At 64.7% G+C, this 19,506-nt stretch carries 17 protein-coding genes; 9 read left to right on the plus strand and 8 right to left on the minus strand.

The features are described 5' to 3' along the window. Window position 1: 1 nt before the first annotated feature. On the plus strand, window positions 2-1,459 hold the full coding sequence (locus ACESNG_RS01040) for an MFS transporter (protein ID WP_373067355.1): 1,458 nt from the start codon (window positions 2-4) through the stop codon (window positions 1,457-1,459). A 32-nt stretch (window positions 1,460-1,491) separates the two neighbouring features. Continuing rightward, window positions 1,492-2,214, plus strand: coding sequence for a tetratricopeptide repeat protein (locus tag ACESNG_RS01045; protein WP_373067357.1), 723 nt, complete (start codon window positions 1,492-1,494; stop codon window positions 2,212-2,214). On the opposite strand, the gene ACESNG_RS01050 is transcribed toward ACESNG_RS01045, so the two are convergent. Next, window positions 2,211-2,786 (minus strand): DUF4184 family protein, encoded by a 576-nt coding sequence (locus tag ACESNG_RS01050; protein WP_373067379.1) that lies wholly within the window; start codon window positions 2,784-2,786, stop codon window positions 2,211-2,213. The genes ACESNG_RS01045 and ACESNG_RS01050 overlap by 4 nt on opposite strands. 193 nt (window positions 2,787-2,979) lie before the next feature. Here ACESNG_RS01050 and ACESNG_RS01055 point away from each other — a divergent pair, with 193 nt between their 5' ends. Both ACESNG_RS01055 and ACESNG_RS01060 read left to right on the plus strand, forming a co-directional pair. Beyond that, entirely contained in the window at window positions 2,980-4,485 is a 1,506-nt protein-coding gene (locus tag ACESNG_RS01055; protein ID WP_373067360.1) for a type IV pilus twitching motility protein PilT, read from the plus strand. 94 nt (window positions 4,486-4,579) lie between these two features. Further along, the gene (locus tag ACESNG_RS01060) at window positions 4,580-6,007 is read left to right on the plus strand and encodes a nitronate monooxygenase (protein ID WP_373063639.1); all 1,428 of its coding nucleotides are present in this window, start codon (window positions 4,580-4,582) and stop codon (window positions 6,005-6,007) included. 56 nt (window positions 6,008-6,063) lie between these two features. On the opposite strand, the gene ACESNG_RS01065 is transcribed toward ACESNG_RS01060, so the two are convergent. Then, window positions 6,064-6,540, minus strand: coding sequence for a RidA family protein (locus tag ACESNG_RS01065; protein WP_373063637.1), 477 nt, complete (start codon window positions 6,538-6,540; stop codon window positions 6,064-6,066). Window positions 6,541-6,807: 267 nt separating this feature from the next. On the opposite strand from ACESNG_RS01065, the gene ACESNG_RS01070 reads away from it, so the two are divergent. Continuing rightward, window positions 6,808-7,308 carry a DinB family protein gene (locus ACESNG_RS01070; RefSeq protein ID WP_373063635.1) on the plus strand — a complete coding sequence of 167 codons (501 nt, stop codon included), beginning with the start codon at window positions 6,808-6,810 and terminating at the stop codon, window positions 7,306-7,308. 187 nt (window positions 7,309-7,495) lie between these two features. Here the strand turns inward: ACESNG_RS01070 and ACESNG_RS01075 are convergent, their stop codons facing one another. From ACESNG_RS01075 to ACESNG_RS01090, 4 genes are all read right to left on the minus strand, one after another. Beyond that, window positions 7,496-8,680, minus strand: a complete 1,185-nt coding sequence (locus ACESNG_RS01075; RefSeq protein WP_373063633.1) for a PQQ-dependent sugar dehydrogenase — start codon at window positions 8,678-8,680, stop codon at window positions 7,496-7,498. 41 nt (window positions 8,681-8,721) lie between these two features. After that, window positions 8,722-9,627, minus strand: coding sequence for a histone deacetylase (locus tag ACESNG_RS01080; RefSeq protein WP_373067362.1), 906 nt, complete (start codon window positions 9,625-9,627; stop codon window positions 8,722-8,724). 225 nt (window positions 9,628-9,852) lie between these two features. Continuing rightward, entirely contained in the window at window positions 9,853-10,278 is a 426-nt protein-coding gene (locus ACESNG_RS01085; protein WP_373063629.1) for a hypothetical protein, read from the minus strand. A gap of 197 nt (window positions 10,279-10,475) precedes the next feature. Further along, complete coding sequence (locus ACESNG_RS01090; RefSeq protein ID WP_373063627.1) at window positions 10,476-13,478, minus strand: VPS10 domain-containing protein; 3,003 nt, start codon at window positions 13,476-13,478, stop codon at window positions 10,476-10,478. A gap of 122 nt (window positions 13,479-13,600) precedes the next feature. Here ACESNG_RS01090 and ACESNG_RS01095 point away from each other — a divergent pair, with 122 nt between their 5' ends. Beyond that, on the plus strand, window positions 13,601-15,478 hold the full coding sequence (locus ACESNG_RS01095) for a M28 family peptidase (RefSeq protein WP_373067364.1): 1,878 nt from the start codon (window positions 13,601-13,603) through the stop codon (window positions 15,476-15,478). Window positions 15,479-15,521: 43 nt separating this feature from the next. Here ACESNG_RS01095 and ACESNG_RS01100 read toward each other — a convergent pair whose 3' ends face one another. After that, window positions 15,522-16,643, minus strand: coding sequence for an ATP-binding protein (locus ACESNG_RS01100; RefSeq protein WP_373067367.1), 1,122 nt, complete (start codon window positions 16,641-16,643; stop codon window positions 15,522-15,524). Continuing rightward, window positions 16,640-17,365 (minus strand): response regulator transcription factor, encoded by a 726-nt coding sequence (locus tag ACESNG_RS01105; RefSeq protein WP_373067369.1) that lies wholly within the window; start codon window positions 17,363-17,365, stop codon window positions 16,640-16,642. The genes ACESNG_RS01100 and ACESNG_RS01105 overlap by 4 nt, the downstream gene beginning before the upstream one ends. A gap of 82 nt (window positions 17,366-17,447) precedes the next feature. On the opposite strand from ACESNG_RS01105, the gene ACESNG_RS01110 reads away from it, so the two are divergent. The 3 genes from ACESNG_RS01110 to ACESNG_RS01120 all read left to right on the plus strand — a co-directional run. Continuing rightward, complete coding sequence (locus ACESNG_RS01110; RefSeq protein ID WP_373067372.1) at window positions 17,448-18,257, plus strand: glycosyltransferase family 2 protein; 810 nt, start codon at window positions 17,448-17,450, stop codon at window positions 18,255-18,257. A gap of 15 nt (window positions 18,258-18,272) precedes the next feature. Next, complete coding sequence (locus tag ACESNG_RS01115; protein ID WP_373067374.1) at window positions 18,273-18,992, plus strand: polysaccharide deacetylase family protein; 720 nt, start codon at window positions 18,273-18,275, stop codon at window positions 18,990-18,992. Window positions 18,993-19,249: 257 nt separating this feature from the next. After that, a partial coding sequence (locus ACESNG_RS01120) for a trans-aconitate 2-methyltransferase (protein WP_373067376.1) occupies window positions 19,250-19,506 on the plus strand: 257 nt, incomplete at its 3' end.

Consider the following 19,506-nt stretch of genomic DNA (forward strand, 5'->3'; position numbering starts at 1 on the left):
CATGGAATGCCCGCGTGCGCACCGTGATGACGGTCGCCGGTACGCTGTGCAGTCTCGCGCTGTGGCCCGCGATCGCGTGACGACGGCCGCCGAGTCCGGTTTCGCGATCGCCGCTCGCCGTCTGCTGCCGCTGCTCTTCGTGAGTTACATCGTGGCCTTTCTGGACCGTGTAAACGTCGGCTTCGCCAAGCTGCAGATGGCCTCGGCGCTCGGCTTCTCCGATGCCGTGTACGGGTTCGGTGCCGGCATCTTCTTTTTTGGCTATTTCCTGTTCGAAGTACCAAGCAACCTGCTGCTGGAGAAGTTCGGAGCGCGGCGATGGATCGCGCGCATCATGTTCACGTGGGCGATCGTGTCCGGCGCCTTTGCGTTCGTGGATCGGATTCCGTGGGGACCGCTGCCCGCGCTGTTCGGCGTGGCGCCGCTCGAGTTCGGATTCTACGCGTTGCGTTTCTTGTTGGGCATCGCCGAAGCGGGCTTCTTCCCCGGCATCATTCTCTATCTCACGTATTGGTTTCCCGCCGCGCGGCGGGCGCGTACCGTGGCGCTGTTCATGACTGCGGTGGCCGTCGCCAACGTGATCGGCGCACCCGTGTCGGGAGCGATCATGCAATACGCCAACGGCCTGGCTGGCTGGGATGGTTGGCGCTGGCTGTTTGTGCTCGAGGCCATTCCGTCGATCATCGCCGGCATCGCGATCTGGTTCCTGCTCCCGGATCGTCCGGCGCAGGCGACGTGGCTCACGCCTGAGCAGCACCGCGCAATCACCGCGCAGCTCGCGCAGGAAGACACGGCCGCACACGGCGTAGCCGTGAAATCCGCCCACAAGGCGGGACACCGTGCCGCGCACGGTGCGACGCAGGCGCTGCGCAGTGGCCGCGTGTGGGTGCTGGCGTTGGTGTATTTAGCCGGTACGTTTTCGCTGTATGGCGTGAGCTTCTGGATGCCGACCATCGTGCAGGAACTTGGCATCGGGAAAACCGAGTACCTCCAGATCGGGCTGCTCAGCATGATTCCGTGGGGCACCGCCGGTATCGTCATGGTGTGGGCTGGCGCACGCAGCGACCGAACCGGTGAACGTCGCCAGCATGTGGCAGGCTCACTGTTCGTGGCGGCCACGGGACTCGTGGCACTGGTGCTCGTCGGCGCCCACGTGGTCCCGGCGCTGATCGCGCTCTGTTTCGTGACTGCGGGTGTGCTGTCATTTCTCGCCACCTTCTGGTCCCTACCAACGGCGTTTCTCCGCCAATCGGCCGCCGCCGCCGGCATCGCCTGGATCAACGCCGTCGGTAATCTCGGCGGGCACTTCGGTCCGGATATCATCGGCCGCATCCGAACCGCCACCGGCAGCGCAGATTACGCATTTCTCTTTCTGGCCGCTTTGGCCGTGGCAGGCGCGCTGCTCACACTCTACGGAACGGGCGTACGAGAGCGGTTCATCACGACACAGAGCGCCTGAAAATGGGTGTATGGATACGGATACGGTTATTCATGACTGCGCGCGGCGCACGGGCGGCCGTGCTTTTGGGGGCGCTCGTCGCCATGTCCGTGCGCACGGCGGCGTCAAAGGCTTCACCCCAGCCGTCTCCAATCGACCGCGCCCTGGCAGCCGGTCAGTGGCACGAGGCGGTTCGCATGCTCGACAGCGCGCTCGCCAACATACCGCGTGACGCCGCCCGACTGCAGCAGCGGGGACGCGCGCACCGCGAGCTCGAGGAGTTCGAACAAGCCTTGGCTGATTACACCCAGGCCATCTCGGAGGATCGTCGCTTCGCCGCCGCGTACGCGGGCCGGGCCATCGTCCATCAACGTCTGGGCAACGCAAAAGCTTCGTTCGCCGATATCGACAGTGCCCGCGCCCTAGGCATGAAGGACCCCCAACTCGATCTCGTGGAAGGGATGGGGCACATGATGAGCAACGACGGCGCCAAGGCGTGGGAGCACTTCGATGCGTACGTGCGGGCACTTCCCGACGCTGCGCAGGGCTGGCTCCTGCGCGGACGCGCGGCAGGAATGACGGGGCGAGGGGCCGATGCCGAGCGGGACTTCACCGCAGCCATCCAGCGGCGGATGACAGGACCGGAGGTGTACACGTTGCGGGCGATCGCGCGGGCGGCGCTGGGGAACACCGCGGGCGCCTGCGCCGACCTGGCCGAAGCCGTCAAGCTCGGCGATAAGTCAGCAGCGGCGACCGTGACGAAGAACTGCCGCTAGACCGCGCCGAGCATTGCCACGACAAGGATCAGTCGAGCGATCAGCACGCCGTCTTTCCGTGGCATGCGCGGCCGACGGCGTTCGACAACGCGCTCGCCGTCGGCCTGCGCCGTGCCACGCCATTGCCACATCGCTCGCTGGTGAACCATGCGGCGCCACAGCACCAGCGTCACCACGGCAAAGATAACGGAGCACCACAGCTGCAAGGCGTCGTGCAGCGGTACTGTCCCGCCGAAGTGAGGGACGGGCGTTCGTAAGATCGGAAGCCACGGGACCAACCACCCGGAGTGATTGCCGTGCGTGACGCCATCCAGCAGCACGTGTGACATTCCGCCCACCCATGCCGAGATGGCGACCCGGACCCATTCACGCGTGGTGCTCGGAGGTCGGATCGCCGCTAGATCGTGTGGGCGCCACCACCCATGATCAGGTACGTACGGGAGAAGCGCGGGGATAAGAAGTACGGTAGTGACCCACACCAGGAGCGCCGTCAACGGAATCGTAAACCAGAACTGCGCGCCAACGTTGTGACTGATCAACCAGTCGTCGTGCAGGCGGCCGATGAACTCCAGGTCGGACGGTCACCCGACGATCGTATCCCGAGGTGGCGTCGGTCACGCAACGGATTCGCAACGCTCGCGGAACGAAACGGGACCTTGTACCGCCCGGGCGCGCTGAATCGTCCACATCACAGCGCGCAGATGTGCCATACTTAAAACATGGCCATGGCTGCAGATCCCAAACGTTTTCCAGTGCAGTGACACCGTGCCCCAATTAGACCGCGTATTGGCCCGCCTTGAATCAGGCGCCGCCAGCCAGATCATTCTCGAGTCCGACGCCGCCATTTGTTGTCTCACGCCGAGTGGGCTGCAGCCGATCAGCCAGCAGGTGCTCTCGAGCAAGCAGGTCCTGGCGCTCGTGCAGGAATTAGCGACTGACGCAGACCAGAAGGCCTCGGTGGCGGCCGCTCGCGGCATCCGGTTTCTGTACAGCTGGAATGCGCAGCAATGGCTGGTTGAGCAGGACGGGAGCGCGTCGCACACGCGACTGACGGTGCGCAAGTTCATCGACAGACCCGAACGGGTTCCTGTGACCGAGGTTCCAGCCGCGCCCCCCGGCGAGATTCAACGCTATCGTGCCTCCGATCGGCCGTTCGGGGATTCATCCGTCAGCGACCGGGAGCGCTTCGAAGCACTGCTGCTCGAGCAAGTGCGCCGCGGCGCTGCCGACTTGCACCTGCGCGTGGGAGAGCCGCCCATCCTCCGGCTGGGGGGCGACCTCATTCGCCTCGAGGATCAGCCGATCCTCGATGACGAATCGGTGGCGCGCATGGTGCGCTCGATCATGCCGGACAAGAACAAGGCAGAGTTCGACAATCACTGGGATACCGACTTCGCCCACGAAATCACGGGCGTGTCGCGCTTTCGCGTGAACGTGCTGCGTGACCGGAACGGCGTGGCCGCCGTGATCCGCACCATTTCTACCACCACCGTCACCGTGGAGCAGATGGGCATCACCCCCGAGGTGCAGCAGCTCTGCGCGCTCACCAAGGGACTCGTGCTGGTCACCGGCCCCACCGGCTCAGGCAAGTCGACCACGCTCTGCGCGCTGGTCGATCTGATCAACCGCTCGCGACACGATCACATCATCACGATCGAAGATCCGATCGAGTTCGTGCACCAGAGCAAGAAGTGCCTGATCACGCAGCGTCAGGTCGGCGTGCACACGCAGTCGTTCAAAAGCGCCCTGCGCGCGGCATTGCGCGAAGATCCGGACATCATTCTCGTCGGTGAACTGCGCGACCTGGAAACGATCGCCATCGCGCTGGAGACGGCGGAAACCGGTCACTTGGTGTTCGGCACGCTGCACACCTCGACCGCCGCGTCTACGATCAATCGTATCGTCGATCAGTTCCCCGCCGACCGGCAGGATCAGATCCGCGTCATGCTCGCCGAGTCGCTCAAGGGCGTTGTATCACAGACACTGTGCAAGAAGATCGGCGGCGGACGTGTGGCCGCGCGCGAAATCCTGCTGGTCAACAAAGCCGTGAGCTCGATGATCCGCGAAGGCAAGACGGTGCAGATCAACAACATCATCCAGACGCAGAAGAAACTGGGTATGGAAACGCTGAACGACGCGCTGATGAATCTGGTGAAGAGCAAGACGGTCGAAGCGGAAGAGGCGTACGTGAGGTCGGCCGAAAAAAAGGACATGGCTTCCAAGCTTCGCTCCCTCGGCTACAACCTCGACGGCCTCGCCGCCGACGAATAGGCACCCGCAGTCGCCTTTGTCAGGGGATTCACTACAGCCACACATGGGAATAGCCGACAGCCGTCGGGCGGGGGTCCGACCATCCTTCGAGTCTATGACTACTCAGGCTTCCCTCCCGGTGATCATTCAAGGCGGTATGGGCGTCGGCGTGTCGCGCTGGTTGCTGGCGCGTGAAGTCTCACGCCTTGGGCAGCTGGGCGTCGTCTCCGGCACGGCGCTTGATTCCCTGCTCGTTCGTCGTCTGCAGGACGGTGACACGGATGGCGAGATACGCCGCGCCATCGACGCGTTTCCGATTCCGGAGGTCGGCGCGGCGGTGCTACGACGGTACTTCCTTCCCAACGGACGCGAGGGGCAGCCGTACAAACTGCTCCCGCTGTACAAGCAGCACGTCAGCGTGGCGCGTGAGCAGCTCACGATGCTCGCCAACTTCGTCGAAGTGTTTCTCGCCAAACGCGGACACGATGGTCTAGTCGGTATCAACCTGCTCACCAAGCTTCAGCTGCCGAATCTTGCGTCACTGTATGGTGCGATGCTGGCCGGCGTGGACTATGTGCTGATGGGCGCCGGCATTCCGCGCGAAATTCCGCTGGCGCTCGATCGCCTTGCGGGGAACGAAACGGCATCGCTGCGTTTCGACGTGGAGGGTGTGGCGGCGTCCGATACGCCGTTGTTGACCTTTGATCCGGTGGCCCATGGCGCGGACGCTACGCATGTGCTCACGCGGCCGCGCTTCCTCGCCATCGTGGCCGCAAATTCGCTCGCCGCGACGCTGGCCAGAAAGGCCACGGGTCGCGTGGACGGGTTCGTGGTGGAAGGACCGACCGCGGGTGGCCACAATGCGCCCGCGCGCGGTGGCGGTGCCTTTTCGGCAACCGGTGAACCAATCTACGGTGAACGCGACGCGGTCGATCTCGCCAGGATGCGCGAACTCGGTCTCCCCTTCTGGCTGGCCGGCGGCACCGGATCGCCCGCGCAGCTGCAGCACGCGCTTGCGGAAGGCGCGTCGGGCATTCAGGTGGGCACGCTGTTCGCCTACTGCGACGAGTCCGGATTCGACGCCGAACTCAAAGCCACGGTACTCGAGCACGCGCGCAGGGGAGATCTCTCGATTCGCACCGACCCGCGCACGTCACCCACCGGCTTTCCATTCAAGGTCGTGTCGTGGCCTGGACATCCGGCCACGATCGAACGCGAGCGTCGCTGTGACCTGGGCTATCTGCGCACGGCGTATGAGCGCGACGATGGACGCCTGGGCTATCGCTGCCCGGCCGAGCCGGAGCAGGACTATGTGAACAAGGGCGGATTGCTCGTCGATACGATCGGCCGGCAGTGTGTCTGCAACGGCCTGATCTCCGCAGTCGGCATGCCGCAGACGCTCGACACCGAGAAGAATCGCGACAGAGAGGAACCGGCGTTGATCACGAGCGGCGACGAGCTGTTACACATCGGGGCCTTTCTCGGCGATCGCGCGTCGTTCCGCGCGCGCGACGTAGTGAACTACTTGCTGTCGGGCGGCTAGCCCGCCGACTTCGGATCGTCCGTGATCATGCGCGACGCTCGCCGGTCACGCGTGGCTTATTTCGCAGCCGCCGCGCACTCCATCTCGACCCGGGCCCCGAACAGCAACGTCGCCTGCACGGCCGCGCGCGCCGGATACTTCCCGTTGCTGAAGTAGCTGCGATACACCTCGTTCATGGCCGGCCATTCCCCGAGGTCAGCCAGGAACACCGTGCATTTCACGACTCGGTCCATCCCCACGTCGGCAGCCGCGAGCGTGCGCTTGATGTTCTCCAGAAGTTGTCGCGTTTCCGGCTGAATACCACCAGGCACCAGCGTACCGTCGGTTCTGGTGCCCAGCGTGCCCGACACGAAGATGAGGTTGCCCACGCGCACGGCCGGTGAAAACGGGTTCGCCGGCGGGCCGTCGGGATGAATGAACTGCGGCTCGGCACCGGTGCGGACCGATACGCGACAGGCCGACGCGAACGGCAGACCGACCAGCAGGACCAGCGAAAGGGTGCGTCGCAACGCGACAGGCAGAGGAGTCGTCATCCGGCATCTTCCGTTCGTGGAGGCGGCGCGTCAAGGGTGAGTGAACGGCTAACGGCGCTAGGAGTCAAAAGCGCCAGGAATAAATGGCGCCAGGAATGAACGGCGCTAGGAATAAGCAGCGTGAGGGCAAACCGCGTTTTCGCCGTTCGCCGTTACGTTGTTTGCTGTTTCGCCTGCCATTCCTAGCGCCGTTCATTCCTAGCGCCGTCTATTCCTAGCGCCCTTCGCCGTTCGATCCCGCCGCTTCACTACTTCACCGCGCCCCCCATGTATGCCTCTCTCACGCCATTTCACGCCGCCTGGCAATACGAGTCCGAGAATACACAGAAGCTGCTGGACCGCCTCACCGACGCGTCCCTATTGCCGCAGCTTTACCCCGGCGGCCGTACGATCGGGCATCTGGCGTGGCACCTCGCACAGTCGATTCCGGAAATGCTGAACCGCACGGCACTCGTGGTGTCCGGCGCCGGTGAGCACGATGCCGTGCCCGCGCACGCCGCAGAGATCGCCGACGCCTATCGCACTGCCGCCGCGTCGTTGAGCGCGCAACTCCACGCCAAGTGGACCGACAGCACGTTACTCGAATCGGACGACATGTACGGCGAGACATGGCCGCGCGGCCTGACGCTCGATGTGCTCATCAAGCATCAGGCGCATCACCGTGGTCAACTCACGGTTGCTACGCGACAGGCCGGATTGGTGATACGCGGAATGTACGGGCCGGCAAAGGAAGAATGGGAAGCGATGGGAATAACGGCGCCGGATTGAACGGCGAACGGCGCCAGGAATAAGCCGCGCCAGGAATAGACAGCGCTGGAAATAAACGGCGCCAGAAATAAAAAGCGTGAGGGCAAACCGCGTTCTCGCCGTTTGCCCTCACGTTGTTCGCTGTGTCGCCCTTCATTCCTGGCGCCGTCTATTCCTGGCGCTCCTGATTCCTGGCGCCGTTAGCAGTTCACCGCCGCGCGACCGGCTCCATCCTAACGATCGCGCTCGGCTTTCCCTGCTGATCGTCGATCGAGAAGTAGATGAACCCGTCCAGCCCTTGTCGCACGTCGCGGATGCGTCCCTGGTTGCGCGCGAGATTGTCCTCGACCGTGAACACCTTGCCATCGTACGTGAGACGCACGATGCGCTGTCCGACGAGTCCGCCCACGAAGAAGCTGCCCTTCCACTCCGGGAACTTGTCGCCGGTGTAGATCATGAGGCTCGACGTAGCGATCGAGGGTACCCACACATTCTTCGCGTTCTCCATGCCCGCGCGCATCGTGCCCGCATGAATCGCCACGCCGGGGCCGTAGTTCACGCCGAAGCCGACCACCGGCCACCCGTAGTTGAGCCCCTTCTGGATCAGATTGAGCTCATCGCCGCCCTGCGGTCCGTGCTCCGTCGCCCACACTTCACCCGAGGTGGGATGGATGGCGAGGCCCTGTGGGTTGCGATGGCCGTAACTCCAGATCTCCGGCTTCGCGCCGGCCTTGCCCACGAATGGATTGTCGGGCGGTACGCGGCCGTCGTCGAACAGACGAATGACTTTGCCGTGATGGTTCGACAGATCCTGCGCTGGATGCTTTTCGAGATCACCGGTGGGCGGCGCCTGACGCTCGCCCACCGTGATGAACATCATACCACTCTTGTCGAAGGCGATGCGCGAGCCGTAGTGGCCCGGCGCGCCTTTGGTATCGGCCACGAAGACTTCCTTGGCGTCGACCAGCGCGTTGTTTTCGAAGCGACCGCGCACCACCGCCGTCGTGGCGGCGCCGCCGCCCGTCGGCTTCGAGAAGCTGAGGTAGATCAGCTTGTTCGTGGCGAAATTCGGGTGCGCGACCACGTCGAGCAGACCTCCCTGTCCACGGTAAACAACTTCCGGGACGCCCAAAACCGGCGTGGGCAGCAGCTTCCCGCCACGCACGATACGAAGACGGCCGGGACGCTCGGTTACGAGCAAGTCGCCGCCGGGGAGGAACGCCATCGACCACGGCTGCACGAGGCCGTCGGCTACGGTCACCAAACGGTAATCGTGAGCCGACGACTTGTAGACGGGCGACTGCGCCATCGCGGGGACCGCGAAGAGCGCGCTCGCAGCAGCGCTCAACGCCGTAGCGATTGAGCTCGCGAGCAGGAACGTACGACGAACCATCCGGAGGTCTCCTGAAGACGGAAAGGGGGAACCTCGGAAAATTAGCGCCCCGCGAAGCTCTGCAGCACCCGCACGGTGTTCAGGTGCACCTGCACCGTATCCCGCACGTCCCGGCCATATCCGCCGGACATCGTGGCGCACACCGGCACCCCGATCTCCCGGCACATTTCCAGCACGAAGGCGTCCCGGCGGTGCAGCCCCTCGAACGTGAGCTTGAGTCGCCCCAGCTTGTCGCCCTCATGCGGGTCAGCGCCGGCCAGATACACCACGAGATCAGGCCGAGCGTCGCGCAACACCTCGGGCAGATGCACTGCGAGGCGCTCGAGATACTCGGTGTCGCCGGTCCCGTCGTCGAGCTCCACGTCGCGCGTACCCGGCACTTTGTGGAACGGGAAGTTCTTCGCGCCGTGCATGCTGAACGTGTACACGTTTCGGTCACCGGCAAAGCAGCCGTGCGTGCCGTTGCCCTGATGCACATCGAGATCGATGATCGCCACGCGGCGTACGCGCCCGTCGCGCTGCAGACGACGAATCGCCACGGCCACGTCGTTGAAAGTGCAGAACCCTTCGCCGCGGTCGGGGAATGCGTGATGCGTACCGCCCGCCAGATTCATCGCCACGCCATGCTCGAGCGCCGACTCCGCCGCTTCGCACGTCCCCTGCACCACCCGATACGCGCGCTCCACGAATGACTCCGACCACGGCAACCCGATCCGACGCTGCTCCGCCGGCGGCAGCGTGCCGTTGGTGACGTGATCGACGTACTCACGCGTGTGCACGAGCAGTAGGTCGTTTACCGACACGCGCTGTGGATCATGCATCTGCTCCGGTGGCACGAGCCCCTCAGCCAACACGCCCTCCCGCAACAGCTGATACTTGGACATCGGAAACCGATGCCCGTCGGGGAGTTCGATGGCGTACTTCGACGACGACCAGAGGTGGAGCATGGGACGGCCGGTACTCTAGGGACGGTTCGAACCTCTCGCGCCGCTGTAACCGCTCACGCGGAGGCGCAGAGAACGCAGAGGCGTAGAGAACGCAGAGGCGCAGAGCGGAAGCTTTAAGCAAATAGCACAGAGGAGTGCCACGATCCCTCCGCAGCACTCCTCTGCGCCTCTGCGTTCCCTGCGTGATCCGTTCAACAGATGATCAATCACGCACCGGCACATACACTACGGCACCACCACGACCGACCGCTCGAGGGAATCGAGGGCATACGTCTCCGAATTTTGCTTAGTGCCGACGACCCGAATCGTGGAAACACCCGCCGTGGCGAATGTGAGGCTGATCGGAATCGGATAGTACTTGAGGTCGCGAGTGCACGGCACGTTTCCACGCGGCACTCTCACGAAAATCTCCACCCGCGCCACGCGGATACCCTGTGCGATCGACGCGCCGTCGGGTTGGTTGCATTGAATGCTTCCGCTGCCTGCGGCAAATGCGGTAGCCGAAAACGGCACACCGGCGCGCACCGTGTCGGGTGCTTGGATCGTGCGAGGGGGAGAACCCAGCCAGGCTGGCCGCCGAAAGGTCGGCTCGGACGTGCTCTCGCACGCCGCCAGCAGAAGAGTCAGCCCAACGATGAACGCGATGCACATCCCATAATGTACCACGCGGAGGCGCAGAGAACCGTTCAACGCATGATACACCCTCGACCGCAGAAAAGATCACACAGAGAAAAAGAGAGAAAGAGAAAAAGAGGGGATCGCCATAGCCACTCGACCAGCTCTCCTTTTCTCTTGTTCTCCTATCCTCTGCGTACTCAGTTCAACGAACCCTCAACCGCACACCACCCTCAACGTCCCGACTCGGCCAGCGCAGCCGTCATGCGCGTGTAATAGCGAAGCTCCGACCGCTGATCCGACGTGGGCGCGCCGGTATACCGGGCCACGGCTCCATAAAGCCCAGCAATTCGCGCACTCAACTCGGCTGCCTGGCGCTTGCCGTCGCGCGTGTCGGCATCGGTACCGGTCTTCGCCCGCCACTTCTCCGCGGTCGCCGTATGCGAGGTCGCCACCGCCGCGACCGCTCTATGAAACGCCGTCCACGCCGCACGTTCAGCCCGCGACACAGTCACGCGCGGATCTTCCTTCACCAGCACGCGCTGCTGCTGCGCCGTGCCGCCGTACGCCAGGCGCACCGTGTACGTGCCGGGCAACACCAGCGGACCCGGCGTCGTCGCGCTCGGCCCCGCGTCGTCGTCTTCACCACCGCCGCTGCGAATCGACAGGTCGGCGTAGCGCAAGTTCCACACGATGCGATTCACGCCGCGCACCGTCGTGGGCTTGAGCGTCTGCACCGCGCGACCAGCGCTGTCGATGACGGTGAGTTCGATCGCCGTTCCCGGCTCCCGCACCCAGTAGTCGATGAGCGCACCGTTGGACGGATTCTCTCCGCGGAAGATCATGTCGCCGGTGTGCGGACGCAGATTCGTCGTGCGGATCTGCATGGCCGGCTGCACCGTGAACAGATGCACGTTGCTGGCCGCCACCGCTGGCGTGAGCTCCTGCAACGCGTTGAGCTGATCGAGAATCCAGAGACCGCGGGCATGCGAACCCAACACCAGTGTGTTGTCGCGTGTCTGGATCGTGATGTCGTTGAACGGCATCATCGGCATGTTGTTGCGCAGCGGCACCCACTGACCGCCGGCATCAGGCGAAATGAACACACCGAATTCAGTGGCCAGATACAGCAGCTTCGGGTTGCGCGCGTCTTCACGCACGGTGCGCGTGACACGATTGGCCGGCAGCCCCGCATCGATACGACGCCACGTCGTGCCGAAGTCGGTCGTGGCATACACATAGTTCGCGAAATCGTTGCTGCGATGGTTGTCGATCACCACATACGCCGTGCCCGCCGCATGTCGCGACGCTTCCACACCCGCGAACCACGAACCCTTCGGCAGCCCGGGGAAACGATCCTGCGCATCCACGAAGGTGGCGCCGCCGTCGCGTGACACGCGGAAGCGACCGTCATCGGTCCCCACGTACAGCACGCCCTTCATGCGCGGCGATTCGGCCAGCGCGGTCACGCCCGGGAAGTACGGCACGCCATCGTCGAGCGACAGGGTGTTCTCGCCCGGTTTGCGCCCCATCAGCGGCAACGTCGAGCGATCGACGCCCGTGCTCATGTCACCCAGGTCCTTCCACGTGCGTCCGCTATTTACCGATTTGAACAGATGCTGACCGCCGGCATACACCGTGGCCGTGTCATGCGGCGAGATGATGAACGGCGCATCCCAGTTGGCCGGATGCATGGCGTTGCCCAGCACCTGTTCGGCGCCCGGCTTGCCCCACGTTTCCCAGTTGCGACGACCCGCGATGTGTCCCGTGGAATCACCGGGGCGGATGTCCTGCACTTCCCACGTCTTCGTGTCGCTGCGTTGTAGCCCCAGGAACTGCGACGCCGAGTACACCGTGCGCGGGTTGAGCGGATTGGGCGTCACGTGAAAGCCGTCGCCGCCGCAGAGGCGCGAGAAGTGTTCGTTGAGCACGCCGCTGGTGGTCCAGCTGGCGCTCGGTCCTACCCAGCATCCGTTGTCCTGCAGGCCGCCATACACGTTGAACGGGACCGCGTTGTCGGTGGCCACGCGATAGAACTGCGACAGCGGCAACGATGTGACGTACAGAAATTTGTTGCCGCGATCGTAGCTGATACCGATGCCGCCGTCGTCGAGCTTCACGACATGACGACTGTTGGTGGGATTCACCCACACAAAACGGTCGTCCCCGTGTGTGGTCGTGCGTGGCGCAGTGAACGTCTTGCCGCCGTTGTCGCTGAACGAATACGCGTTCAGCATGTAGATGCGCTGATCGTCGTTCGGATCGATGATCACCTGACTGGCGTACATCGGACGCGGATTCCAGTCGCTCATGAACGTCCACGAGGCGCCGGCGTCTTCACTGCGGTAGACGCCGGCCTTGCGCACGATGTACGCGGTGCTGGCGTTGTAGCGTGCGCCCTGCTCGATGCTTACCGTGAGGATGCGCGGATTCTTGCGGTACACGCCGATGCCGATACGGCCGTACTCCCCGTCGGGCAGTCCATTCCCCGTGAGCTTGCTCCACGTGGCGCCGGCGTCGGTGCTCTTCCAGAGCGCGCTGCCCGGGCCGCCGCCGTCGAAGCCGTAGGCGCTGCGACGACGCTGATAGGTCGACGCGTACAGCACGTTCGGATCGTTCCAGTCCATCGCCACATCGGTGGCACCCGTTTCGTTGTCCACGAACAGCGTGCGCGTCCAGCTGCGGCCGCCGTCGGTGGTACGGTACACACCGCGGTCGCCGCCGGCGCCCCACACCGAGCCCTGCGCCGCCACGTACGCGATGTTCGGATCGCGCGGGTGCAATTGAATGCGCCCGATGTGCATGCTGGTGGCGAGTCCCATGTTCTGCCACGTCGTGCCGCCGTCGGTGCTCTTGTACACGCCGTCGCCCCACCCAACACTCTGCCGGCTGGCGCGCTCACCGGTGCCCACCCAAATGATCTGCGGGTTGGGCTGGAACACCGCCACGTCGCCGATGGAATGCACCGGCGCGTCGAAGGTGGAGCGCCAGGTCACGCCGTTGTCGGTGGTACGCCAGAGCCCGCCCGTGGCACCGGCCACGTACCAGGTGCTCGGGTTCGACTCGACGACGTCCATGTCGACCACGCGGCCGCTCATCGACGCGGGGCCGATGTTGCGCAGACGCAGGCCGCCAAGGTCAGCCGGCGTGAAGGAGGCCGCCGATTGGGCAGGCAGGGCGGCGGGAAGGGCCCACAACAGGGCCGAAAGCAGGAAACGGGCGGGACGAACGCGCATAGGGCACCAAGGCAGGCGGGAGACGGGTGAACGCCAGAGCAATATGCGGCGTATTGTTGGAGATCGCTGGGCATTCTGCTTCGCGCCCGGATTACTGCTTCACCTGACCAAGGATGCGTCTCGTGTTTCGACCCGCACGTCTTGCTGTGACGGCGATGGCCCTGCTTGCTGTTGCCTCCGCTGCGCTCCCCGCGCAGAACCGCCCCAACGCCACCAAGGTGGCGCGCCCCGAACGCCCGGTGTGGCCCGACGAGGGACCGCGTACGTGGGCCCCGCGTCCCACCGTCTCGGCGATCACGGCCAACGATCTTCGCACCCGTCTCTACCAGTTCGCCGACGACTCCATGCAGGGCCGTCGCATCGGTGAGAAGGGCAACGTGAAAGGCACTGAGTACATCGCCGGCGAGTTCAAGCGCCTCGGCCTCAGGCCGGCGGGTGACAGCGGCACGTACTTCCAGACCCTCCCCTTCGGCCCCACCCAGTTCGATAGCAGCGCGTCATCGCTCCAGATTGGTGGCGCGGCGCTCGCGCCCAAGCGCGACTGGATCCCGACCGCTCCGACCGCGCAAAATGGTTTCGGTGGCAAAGCCGATCTGAACGGCGTGCCGACCGTCTTCGCTGGCACTTGGGGTGACACAGCGGTAATGCTCGATGCGGAGGCGTTCAAGGGCAAGGTCGCCGTGTTCCGGGTCGCACCGGGCGCCGGCACGTCTGGCGGTGTGCGCGGGCCGGCGTCGTTCGTGAGCTGCGCCGATGTGCCCAACAAGTTCGGTGTGACGGCGATTCTCGCTGCCGACAAGGTGGCGGCGTCCACGCCTGCCCGCGCTGTACTCGGCTCCGCCATCGCCACCGCCGCGCGTGACTCGCGCGCGCGACGCGCCGGTGCCGTGGCGGTGCTGGTGATCGGCCTCGACGACATGACGCCGGCCACGATCAATGCGGCGTTCGAAGGGCGCAACGGCATGCGGCCGACGAGCGCGGCCAACGCCGACGCGCCCGCCGGCGCAACGATCTCGCGGAAAATGGCCGAACGGCTGTTCGGTAAGCCGATCGGCGAGGTCACCGTCGGCACCGTCGGTCAGCCGATCACGGCGTCGTGGAATCATACGTGGCGGCCGGCGGTATATGCCGCGCGCAACGTGATCGCCGTGCTCCCCGGCTCCGACCCGACGCTCAAGGAAGAGTACGTGCTGGTAGGCGCCCACAACGACCACGTGGGCATCAATACCACCGTGACCGACCACGACTCGCTGCGTGCCACGAACTTCGTGACGCGCCGGCAGGGCAACAACGATCCGTCATGCATTCCGACGGCCGATCAGCAAGTGAAGATCAACGCGCTGATCGCCAAGGCGCGCGCTGCACGTCCGGCCCGCAAGGACTCCATCATGAATGGCGCCGACGACGACGGCTCGGGCTCGATGGTGCTGCTCGAACTCGCTGAGAAGTTCGCCAAGGAGAAGCCGGCGCGCTCGGTGATCTTCGTGTCACACCAGGGTGAAGAGGGCGGCCTGCTCGGCTCGCGCTGGTTCACCGACAATCCCACGATCCCGCTCGAGAAGGTGGTTGCCGCGCACAACATGGACATGGTCGGCAAAGGCCGCGTGGATCAAGTGAAGTTCGGCGGACCGAACTCCGTACAGATGCTCGGTGCGCGTCGTCTCTCGCGTGACTTTGGCGATATCATCGACTCGGTGAACGCCAACAGCGCCGAGCCGATGGTGATCGACAAGAGCTGGGACATTCCTGCCAACCCGCTCAACCGCTTCTGCCGCAGCGACCAGGTGAACTACGTTCGCAAGGACATCCCGGTCGTGTACATGTCCCTCGGCTACGGCCCCGACTACCACATGCAGTCGGATGAACCGCAGTACATCGATTACGATCACGCCGCGCGACTCGGGCGTTTCGTGCATGAGGTGATGACCGCCGTGGCGAACCGGAAGGAGAAACCGGCCATTGGCGGTGCGGACCCGACCTACCCGAGCTGCAACCGGTAAGATCGTTCACTGCCACTTCAGTTCTTCGGTGCCCCGGTCGCCGTCAACGCACCAGGGCGCGTGGCAACGTGAGCACGAAGAGCGATCCACCCCCATCTCGTGGCCGGTGCTGGACATCACCTCCCTGAGCGCGCGCAAAGGTCCGGGAGATCGACAGGCCCATGCCCATGCGCCCCTGCTTGCTCGCTGCGTCATTCCATGAGCCGGGTGCACGCTGTAGCGGTGTGAACAGGCGGACGAGGTCCTCGGCGGCAATGCCGGGTCCTCGATCCGCCACGACAATCTCGAGATTGTCGTCGACCGCAGCGCAGAACACTTCGATCGGCGACGCCGGCGGCGAGTATCGCGCGGCGTTCTGCAGCAGGTTGCCCAACACTTGCACGGAAAGCGTGAGATCGCAGCGCACCTCCCTGCCGGCCTCCGGAACGTGGATCGGCACCTCGCGACCGGTCAGCAGCGCCTCGGACGATTTCACGGCGATCTGCACCAACTCCGCGACATCGTGTGTCGATAGCAGGAGGGAGGCGTCGTCGGCGCCCGCGAATCGCTGGAGCATATTGAGGAACGCACCCAGACGTTGTGATTCCTCGGCGACACGCGACAGCGCACGATCGGAGGCGAAGCCTGACGCCGGATCCGCGAGCAGGGCCAGCGTGGCCACCGGCGAGCGCAGGTCGTGCGCAATGGACCGGAGGAGTGTGTTCTTCAGGCGATTCGCCTCGCGCATCACGCGCGCCGTGGCGGCCTCCCGTTCGAGTTGTAGACGCTCCGCACTGAGTCGCTCCACCTCGAGGGTGCGATCGCGCGCGAAAGCCAGCGCCACCCGAAGCTGATCGAACAGCGCCGACACGAAGATGCCCGTCGCGGCGAACCCGATGAGAATAAGCCAATCGAGCTCGGAGGCGTTGCCGAAGCTGCGCTTGGGCGGCACAAGCAGGAAGTCGACCGCGAGATAGCTGAGCACGACCAGTGTGGCGGAAAGGCCGCGTCCACCTTGTCGGCTGGCGCCGATGATCAGCACCAGATAGACGAGGACGCCGTGGGCAACGCGCACGGCCGGATTCCGAGAAGCGAATCCGAGCGTGAGCGTCGCGACTATATACAGGGTCAGATACACCGCCCAGGCGCGCGCGCGACTCGGCTCCGAGTACACGCCGCGACTCAATTCGGCGGCGCGAAGCGATAGCCGCCGCCGGGTTCGGTCACGATCAGGCGTGGCTTGGACGGATCGGGCTCCACCTTTCGGCGCAGGTGCGTAATGTGCACACGCACGTGGACCGTCGGGTCCCCGAACTCGCGATCCCAGACGATGTCCCAGAGTTGCCTGGCTGACAACGGGCGACCGGCATGCAGGATCAGCGCGCGCAGCACCGACCATTCGGTCGGCGTCAAGCGCTGCGGGACGCCGTGCTTCACGACTCGCTGCTCCAGCAGATCGATCTCGACACCATCCACGCTGAGGCGCGCCCACGAGCGGGCGAGCGTGGATTGCGACGCGCGTCGGAACTGACCGCGAATCCGCGCCAGCAGCTCGGCCGCACTGTACGGCTTGTTCACGAAGTCATCCGCGCCGGCATCGAGCAGCGCCACGCGGCCTTCCTCGTCGTCGCGCCCCGAGAGCACGATGATCGGCACGTCGGTCAGTCCGCGCAGTTGGCCGAGCAGATCCCCACCATCTCCATCGGGCAGCCCGAGGTCGAGGAGGATGATCTCCGGGCGACGGAGCGTGCATTCACGAATCGCCTCGGCGACTGACGAGGCGCCTCGCACGTCACCGCAATGCATCGAGAGCATCTCGAGCAGCGTCATCCGCAGGGGTTCGTCATCTTCGATGACCAGCACCCGTTCCGGATTCGGCCAATCAGTCCGGCTAAGGAGGGGCACCATGAAGGTCTCGAACTTCGGTTAACGATCAGTTAAGACGCACGGTCGGGCTGGCTTCGGCTTGCCGCTGAGATATCCATACGTCATGACCTACCCGAACAGTAACGTCGGATTGCCCTTGGCAGAACACGTGCCAGACCGGCCGGCTGGGGTTTCCGTCGTCATTCCGACGCTGAACGAAGCGGACCGGCTCCCCGACTGCCTCGCCTCCGTCGCCTGGGCTGACGAGGTGATCGTGGTCGACGGCGGGTCTACCGATGCCACCACCGACATCGCCCGTCGGTTTGGAGCTCGAGTGCTCGTGGTCACCGGTGCGACGATCGGCCGCCAGAAGAACGCCGCGATCGAGGTGGCCACACACCCGTGGATTCTGTCGCTCGACGCCGACGAACGGGTCACCCCTGAGCTGCAGGAGAGCATCGAGGCGGCCGTCCGTGACCCGGCGCGGACCGCATATCGCGTGCATCTGCGCAATCACTATCTCGGCGCTCGGTACGAACGCGGCGCGTGGGGCCGTGATTACCATGTGCGACTCTTTCCAAAGACCAGTCGCTGGACCACGGATCGCGTGCACGAGCGACTCGACATGCAGGTGCCCGTCGCGAATCTGTCTGGCCGGCTGGATCATGAGTCCTACCGAGACCTGGCCCACCAGATGGACAAATGCGTACGCTACGGCGCGTGGGGCGCGGCGGATATGCAAGAAAAAGGTTCCACCGTGACGCTGCGGCATCTCCTGCTCCATCCACTCTGGCGGTTTGTGAAGACGTACCTGGTGCAGGGGATGTGGCGCGAGGGAATGCGCGGATTCCTTTTCTGCTCGACGTACGCGTGGGGCGCCTTCGCGAAGTATGCCTTACTTTGGGATGCGCAACGCAAGACGCGCTCCCTTTGATCTCCAGGTGATCGGATGCGAGTGCCCATCCTGTGCTACCATAGAATCGAAGTTCCGCCAACCGGCTCCGAGTCGGATACCAATTTCGTGACGCCCGCGCAGTTCGCGGCGCACCTGGCGGCCCTCGCCCGGCTTGGCTTTCAGGGCGTGACCGTGGGCGCGCTGATCCGCTGGCAGCGTGCCGAGCAGGCGCTGCCGGCGAGGCCCATCGCCATCACCTTCGACGATGCCTATGCCAGTGTTACTTCGCAGGCACTCCCCGCGTTGGCCACGCACGGCTGGCCGTGTACCGTGTATGCGGTGTCGGGCTACGTCGGCGCACGCAATGTGTGGGACCCGGGTGCGCCACCGTCGACGTTATTGAATGCGTCCGCGTTGCGGGCGCTCGTGCGGGATGGCCATGACGTCGGCTCGCATACCCGACATCATCGCCGGGTTCGCGGGCTGTCCGCCGCCGATGCCCACGACGAACTGGTGGGCGCGCGGCATGATCTCGAGCAGCTGCTCGGCGTTCCGTGTGAAAGCGTCGCCTTTCCGTATGGCTCCCACGACCGCGAAGCCCTAGAGCGTACGCGCGAGGCCGGCTACGCCGCAGCGCTGACGCTCAAACGGTGGGGCAATGGTCGGCGCACCAATCCATGGCGGCTGGGGCGCATGAGTGTCGGCGGTCCGCTCACCAGCGGCAGGCTCGTCGCTAAGCTCGCCAAGTGCCTGCTCACGCCGTCCTTTTCCTGACTTCCCTTTCTTCCTGGTTCGATGTCGCAACTGCCACCTGACACCTCCGAGAATCCATCCATCGGCTCCGACCCAACCGCGCTCCCGTTATCCGCGCGATTGGTGCGCGGCGTACGCCGCTCCCTGGACTCGATCGGGAAAAACGCTGGAACACCGAGTATGCCAGCGGTGGCTGGGATTGGCTCCGCAATCTCGAGGAGCTGGCGCATCACTGCGTCCTCGCCGGGTACGTCGCCAGTCTCAAGCCAGGCGGTGCGGTGCTCGACGTCGGGTGCGGCGAGGGCGTGTTTCAGGAGCAGCTGCGGGGTGCCGCCGGCGCGTACCTGGGCGTCGACTTCGAGGCAGCCATCGCGAAAGCACAGCACAAGGCGAACGCGGACACGCGCTTCGTCGTCGGCGACATGAATGAGTTCACGACCACCGAACTGTTCGACGTGGTCGTCTTCAACGAAAGCATCTACTACCTGCACGACACCGCAGCGGGACTGCAGCGCTATGAGCGCTTCCTGCGACC

Source organism: Gemmatimonas sp., assembly GCF_041689975.1.
In the GTDB taxonomy this organism is placed as follows: domain Bacteria; phylum Gemmatimonadota; class Gemmatimonadetes; order Gemmatimonadales; family Gemmatimonadaceae; genus Gemmatimonas.